At 38.2% G+C, this 6082-nt stretch carries 8 protein-coding genes; 6 read left to right on the top strand and 2 right to left on the bottom strand.

The window, feature by feature from the left end; genetic code table 11:
* The first annotated feature begins 3 nt into the window (after nt 1-3).
* Both HMPREF1639_RS01780 and rpsD read left to right on the top strand, forming a co-directional pair.
* Nucleotides 4-747 carry an amino acid ABC transporter ATP-binding protein gene (locus HMPREF1639_RS01780; protein WP_036762632.1) on the top strand — a complete coding sequence of 248 codons (744 nt, stop codon included), beginning with the start codon at nt 4-6 and terminating at the stop codon, nt 745-747.
* A 225-nt stretch (nt 748-972) separates the two neighbouring features.
* Nucleotides 973-1578, top strand: coding sequence for a 30S ribosomal protein S4 (gene rpsD / locus HMPREF1639_RS01785; protein ID WP_036762635.1), 606 nt, complete (start codon nt 973-975; stop codon nt 1576-1578).
* A 185-nt stretch (nt 1579-1763) separates the two neighbouring features.
* Here rpsD and HMPREF1639_RS01790 read toward each other — a convergent pair whose 3' ends face one another.
* The gene (locus HMPREF1639_RS01790; protein ID WP_036762638.1) at nt 1764-2186 is read right to left on the bottom strand and encodes an NUDIX domain-containing protein; all 423 of its coding nucleotides are present in this window, start codon (nt 2184-2186) and stop codon (nt 1764-1766) included.
* 54 nt (nt 2187-2240) lie between these two features.
* Nucleotides 2241-2921 carry a HEAT repeat domain-containing protein gene (locus HMPREF1639_RS01795; protein WP_036762640.1) on the bottom strand — a complete coding sequence of 227 codons (681 nt, stop codon included), beginning with the start codon at nt 2919-2921 and terminating at the stop codon, nt 2241-2243.
* Nucleotides 2922-3206: 285 nt separating this feature from the next.
* Here HMPREF1639_RS01795 and HMPREF1639_RS01800 point away from each other — a divergent pair, with 285 nt between their 5' ends.
* The 4 genes from HMPREF1639_RS01800 (at nt 3207) to HMPREF1639_RS01815 (ending at nt 5930) form a co-directional block, all read left to right on the top strand.
* Nucleotides 3207-3848, top strand: a complete 642-nt coding sequence (locus HMPREF1639_RS01800) for a YigZ family protein (RefSeq protein ID WP_036762643.1) — start codon at nt 3207-3209, stop codon at nt 3846-3848.
* A gap of 102 nt (nt 3849-3950) precedes the next feature.
* Nucleotides 3951-4709: an NAD(+) synthase gene (gene nadE, locus HMPREF1639_RS01805; RefSeq protein WP_036762646.1), complete on the top strand. Its 759-nt coding sequence runs from the start codon at nt 3951-3953 to the stop codon at nt 4707-4709.
* A gap of 202 nt (nt 4710-4911) precedes the next feature.
* Nucleotides 4912-5634: a YebC/PmpR family DNA-binding transcriptional regulator gene (locus HMPREF1639_RS01810; protein ID WP_036762648.1), complete on the top strand. Its 723-nt coding sequence runs from the start codon at nt 4912-4914 to the stop codon at nt 5632-5634.
* A gap of 11 nt (nt 5635-5645) precedes the next feature.
* Nucleotides 5646-5930, top strand: a complete 285-nt coding sequence (locus HMPREF1639_RS01815) for a hypothetical protein (protein WP_036762649.1) — start codon at nt 5646-5648, stop codon at nt 5928-5930.
* Nucleotides 5931-6082 lie beyond the last annotated feature (152 nt).

Raw genomic sequence — 6082 nt, forward strand, 5'->3', positions numbered from 1 at the left:
AAGATGAGCGACAAGGAAGTTTTATTAGAGCTAAAAGACCTGCACAAGTCTTTTGGAAAATTAGAGGTAATAAAGGGGATAGACCTTGAAATAGACAAGGGCGATATCCTAGTTATAATAGGCCCATCAGGCTCAGGTAAGAGTACGGTCTTGAGGTGTATGAATCTTTTAGAGGAACCAACATCAGGCCAGATTATATTTGAGGGCCAGGATATACTTAAAAATATAAAAGCTATAGACAAGACTAGAGAAAAGATAGGCATGGTATTCCAGAATTTCAATCTTTTCCCAAACAAAACCATTCTAGACAACATAACCCTAGCCCCTATGAAGGTCAAGGGTAAGAGCAAGGAAGAGGCTGAAAAAAAGGCCAAAGAACTATTGGAGAGAGTAGGTCTACTGGACAAGATAAACGCCTACCCAGTCCAACTATCAGGTGGTCAGCAGCAGCGTATAGCCATAGCAAGAGCCCTAGCAATGGAACCAGATATGATGCTATTTGACGAACCTACATCAGCCCTAGACCCAGAGATGGTAAAGGAAGTTCTAGACGTAATCAAGGAATTGGCAGATGAGGGCATGACAATGGCCATAGTTACGCATGAAATGGGCTTTGCCAAGGAAGTTGCAGATAGGGTCATATTTGTAGACGGAGGAAAGATTGTAGAAGATGGAAGTCCAGAGGAGGTCTTTAATAATCCTAGGAGTGATAGGGCCAAAGACTTCTTTGATAAGGTCTTGATTTAATACGAAAAAAAAGAATTTATATAAGGCTTTACAGAGTGTGAAGTCTGTAGTATAATAGATGAGTCGTGTAGTATTTACACAATAAAGGCATAGCCTTTAAATGGACAATGTAGCGAAATTTCCTTCTAAGGTGTGTTTGGTTTAGGAGTTTCACACATCCATTTTTCGAAGTGGACAATGCACAAGGTGTGCATCCATAGTTTATATTTAAAAAGGAGAAATAATATGTCATCAATTACAAGAGGACCTAAGTTTAAGTTATCTAGAAGACTAGGACTTAACGTTTGTGGTCATCCAAAGGCAATGAACAGAGCTGGTAAGGGTACTGCTAGAAGTGATAAGAAGCTTACACCATATGGTCAGCAGCTACTTGAAAAGCAGAGACTAAGAGCTTACTACGGAATATCTGAAAAGCAGATGAGAATCTACATGAAGAAGGCTCAGAAGGCTAAAATAACTACAGGTACTGCAGTTATAAGAACTCTAGAATGTAGACTAGATAACCTAGTATATAGGATGGGTCTAGCTAACTCAATCAGACAGGCTAGACAGATGGTATCTCACGGTAACATCCACGTAAACGGAAGAAAGGTAGATATACCATCATTCATAGTTAGTGTTGGAGATGAAATCTCTCTAAGAGAAAAGTACAGAACTAACGAATTATTTAAGGCTAACTTTGAAGCAGCAGCTTTAAGTGAATATCCTTACTTAACTAAGAACCAGGCTAACTTCTCAGCTGTATTGACAAGATTGCCTGAAAGAGAAGAAGTGCCAATAGAAATCAACGATGCACTAGTAGTCGAATTCTACTCTAAGTCTTCATTATAAGATTGATTTTAAAGAGGGTTTTTATAACCCTCTTTTTTTGCACCAAAAAAAGTAAGGGCACCACACCGACTATTATGTCAAATGCAATGCCCTTTTCAAGGTGGCTACCCTTTCAGGTAAGTCTCTTACTTGTCTTGCTATTTATATATTATATCTTAAATTAGTTTTCTTTATTTTCGAAGGTATTATTTTTCTTCTTTCTTCTTATAGTTCTTATACTTCTTATAAGAAACATCCACTAGAGATTTTTCCTTGCTATGTGTCAACATTTCCAGTGCCTCGGATACCTTATAGAAGCCTCCACCTAAAAACTCACCAGATAGCTTGACTTCTTGGCCAGCAGATTCCATAACGTACCACATAATTGCGTTACAAACCCTTTGATTTCTACTTCTTGAGAAAAATTCATATATAGTATCACCAGCTATATCTAGTATCTTAGCATCAACGCCGGTTTCAAATTTAACCCTCTGCATTGCGCTTTCGTGAGGTAGACCCTCGCCAATGATCTTACCCTTAGGTAGAGTCCATTCACCCTTGTCATTCTCAACTAATAGAACCTTATTTGCATAAAACACAACACCACCAGAACAACGTCTCACTATCATCTTGAATCCCTCCAGTTTAAATAAGTAATATTACCATACCACGCACCTACGTGGCTACTTTTTGATCTTGTACTTGGAATATAGCTTGTCCAAAGAAAGGATACAGGCCCTAATCACATATTCCTTTTCAAAATCAGCCTTGTTTCTAATAACATTTTCCAAGACTCTAATGCTATCCCTATTACCAATATCACCCAAGAACTTGGCACAATACTGTCTGATTTGAGGATTTTCATCCATTAGTCCGATTTCAACTACAGGAGTACTGTTTTCGCTGCCAATCTTGCCAATGGCAGAGTAGGCTATCCTCCTAAGATTGGAGTGCCCCTTTTCAGTTAGGGGGTAAAGTATATTCAGAAACCTGTCATCCCTAAATTCCCCTGCAGTCCAAACTAGGACCATCAAATCGTCAATATTATTAAGTTTTAAGATACCTTTATAGACCTGTCTTTTAAAAGCATTTTTATCCTTATCAGATAAATTATCTAAAAACTCCAATCGCTCTTCCTTGGTCAATGCAAGGTAATCCATGATAATATCGTTTTCATTAGCCTTCTTACTCTCTTTATTAGACTGGCGAATTTCCATCTTTGCCGTAATTAATTGAGCATTGACCTCATCCTGCGATATATTCCTTATCCTTGCTATTTGTGGTACAGTTAGCGAGTCTCTATAAAGGAGATAAGTTATAAAGTAATCCTCAAGGTCGTCGACATTATCCCATCCTATTACCAATTTTGTCCCCTCCTTCTATGATTTTTAGGTCTGGTGAGAACTAGTACAACCAGAAGCTAAAAATTATATTAATATCTTATTCTATAAAACTGGATAAAATCCTTCTTATTGATAAAAATTATTTATAAAATTTTTAAAATATTCCGAAATATTTATTAATTTAAATTTTCAAATAGCCTCTACAAGACCTTTCACTTAGCTATAGCCTGAGATTATAAGGGACTTTGGCGAAATTTTCTTCATATATGTGGTATAATAAAGTTATTGAAGGGAAGGGGTGTTTTAGTGGAGACATACAGGACAATACACGACTATGGCAGTGACGAAGTTACGATTGAAAAATCGCTTTTTATCGGTTATGCCAAGCCAGTTGAAACTGAAGAGGAAGCTAGAAGTTTTATAGATGAAATAAGGGCCAAACACAAGGATGCCACCCATAATGTATGGGCCTATGTGATCGGGCAAAATATGAACATACAGAGGTATAGTGACGATAGAGAACCCCAAGGTACTGCCGGAATACCTACACTAGAAGTGATAAAAAAGGAAGGTCTGTGTAATGTAGTTGTCGTGGCTACTCGTTATTTTGGTGGAATCAAGCTGGGTGCAGGTGGTCTAGTGCGTGCCTATACCAAGACTGCAAAGATTGGATTAGAGGCAGGGCAGATAGTGGAAAAGATGCCATTTGTTGAGGTATCTGTAGGTTTGGACTACACTCTTTTGGGCAAGGCTCAAAATGAACTAGCCAATAGGGACTATCATGTAAAAGATATAGAGTATATGGACAGCGTAAATATTATCATTAATTGTGAGCGGGATAGGACAGAAGACTTGAAGGCCCTATTTACAGAGCTTACCAGTGGACAGGCAGAGATAGAGGAAAAGGGTGAATTTTATCTATCGGTTAAGGATGGAAAAATATTGTAGAAGAGCAGGTGAATTCGATTCAAAAGTAATGAAAATGCATAAACAATCAGCAATATATAAATAATCAATGAGAAAACAAAGTATATAAATTAGGAGGATTTTATGTTGACTAGAAGACAGCAGATTGACAAGACAGTAGAGTGGATTAGGGCTAAGGTTGAAGAGGCCCATTGCAAGGGTGTAGTAGTAGGTGTATCAGGTGGTATAGATTCAGCTGTAGTTGCCTACTTGATCAAGGAGGCCTTTCCAGAAAATTCTATGGGTGTAATAATGAACATAAAGAGCAACCCACAGGACAAGATTGATGGTATGAAGGTTATAGATGGCTGTGGTATTGAATACCTAGAGTTTGACCTAGATGAGCCACAGATAGATATCCTAAATATGGTTACAGATAAGTTGAAGGACAAGGGTCTATACAGGGAAGAATCATTAAAGATGACAGATGCAAACCTAAGGGCTAGGGTCAGGATGGCGACAGTCTATACAGTGGCCAATAATCTGGCTTACCTAGTAGCAGGTACTGATAATGCTGCAGAGCTTCATACTGGTTACTTTACAAAGCATGGTGATGGTGGTGTTGACTTCTTGCCAATTGCTAACCTTACTAAGGGTGAGGTTTTCGAGTGGGCCAAGGAATTAGGTATCCATGAGGACTTGATCAACAAGGCTCCATCAGCAGGTCTATGGGAAGGTCAGACTGACGAGAATGAAATGGGAACTACATACAAGTATATTGACATGGTACTTGAGGGCAAGGGAGATCAGGTTCCTGAAAAGGATAAGGCTATAATTGACAGGCTGCACAGGCTTAGTGAACATAAGAGGGTGCCAGCAGCTAGACCACCAATTTTTGAATAGAAATATACAAGATGTGTAAATTTATAAAGATATTTGATATAATCAATCAATAAAAATATTGGGCCCCAAACTTTAAAGAAGAGTCAGGGGCCTATTGTAGGTAGATTTATATTAACTAATAGTGAAATTTGTGATATAATATTTGGGTGACAATTCGTATAAAGTATTTAAAATATATAAATAAGTATTAAGGAGTGAAATTATGGGTCGTATTCATAATATTGAAGGAAGAAAAAATAAACAGGACGCAGCAAGGTCAAATGTATTTACAAAGCACGCAAGAGCTATTGCAGTTGCAGCTAGAGAGGGTGGAGGAGATCCAGAATACAATGCATCTCTAAAGGCTGCTATAGTTAAGGCAAAGTCAGACAATATGCCTAACGATAATATAGACAGGGCCATCAAGAAAGGTGTAGGTGGCGGCGAAGGTGAAAACTATGAGTCAATAACTTATGAAGGTTATGGACCAGGTGGAGTAGCCATAATAGTTGAAACACTAACAGACAACAAGAATAGAACAGCTGGTAATGTTAGATACTACTTTGACAAGAACAATGGTAACTTGGGAACACCAGGTTGTGTATCATTTATGTTTGATAGGAAGGGCCAGATTTTCATAGCTGCAGAGGATGCAGATGAAGATGAATTGATGGAAGCATCACTAGACCTAGGTGCAGAGGACTTCATAGCTGAAGAAGAGGGTTATGAAATATTGACTGCTCCAGAAGACTTCAATGATGTTAGAGATGGTCTAGAAGAAAAGGGCTACAAGTTCTTGGCAGCTGATGTAAAACTAATACCTCAGACAACTAGCGTCCTAGAAGAAGATGGACAGATCAAGTCAATGGAAAAGCTATTAGACATACTAGAAGAAGATGATGATGTACAGAATGTACACCACAATTGGGAAATGCCTGAAGCATAGGAAGGATAAAAATGGGAAATACAAACATAGGTCAAGAATTTGACGTTAGAAAATACCATATGTCTATGTACCAGATAGGCACATTTGTATTCAATTATAGGGAAGAAGTCGAAGATGGAGAGAGGTTTGTGGAAATAGATGTATACAAGCTGAGCCATCCAGTAGTTCTTTATATAAAGACTTATAGGGCCCCTTATTTCGAGGAAACAGAGCCAGTTGGTGTTTGTGAAGCCTTATACGAGGAGTTCTATCTAGCGACAGACCAGGAGGGTGAAGAGGCCTCTCCTGAAAACTAGATTGCTAGTTAATAAAAAATAATTATATAAGCTAGCGGGTTAGTTTATATAATAGGCACCTATTTTAGTGTGATAATATAAGTATAGTAAAGGGCTAGCCACAAATAAGGCTAGCTCCTTTTTATATGTATGACGGGCATGCCGTCAGTCTG

Source organism: Peptostreptococcus sp. MV1, assembly GCF_000758885.1.
GTDB lineage: Bacteria > Bacillota > Clostridia > Peptostreptococcales > Peptostreptococcaceae > Peptostreptococcus.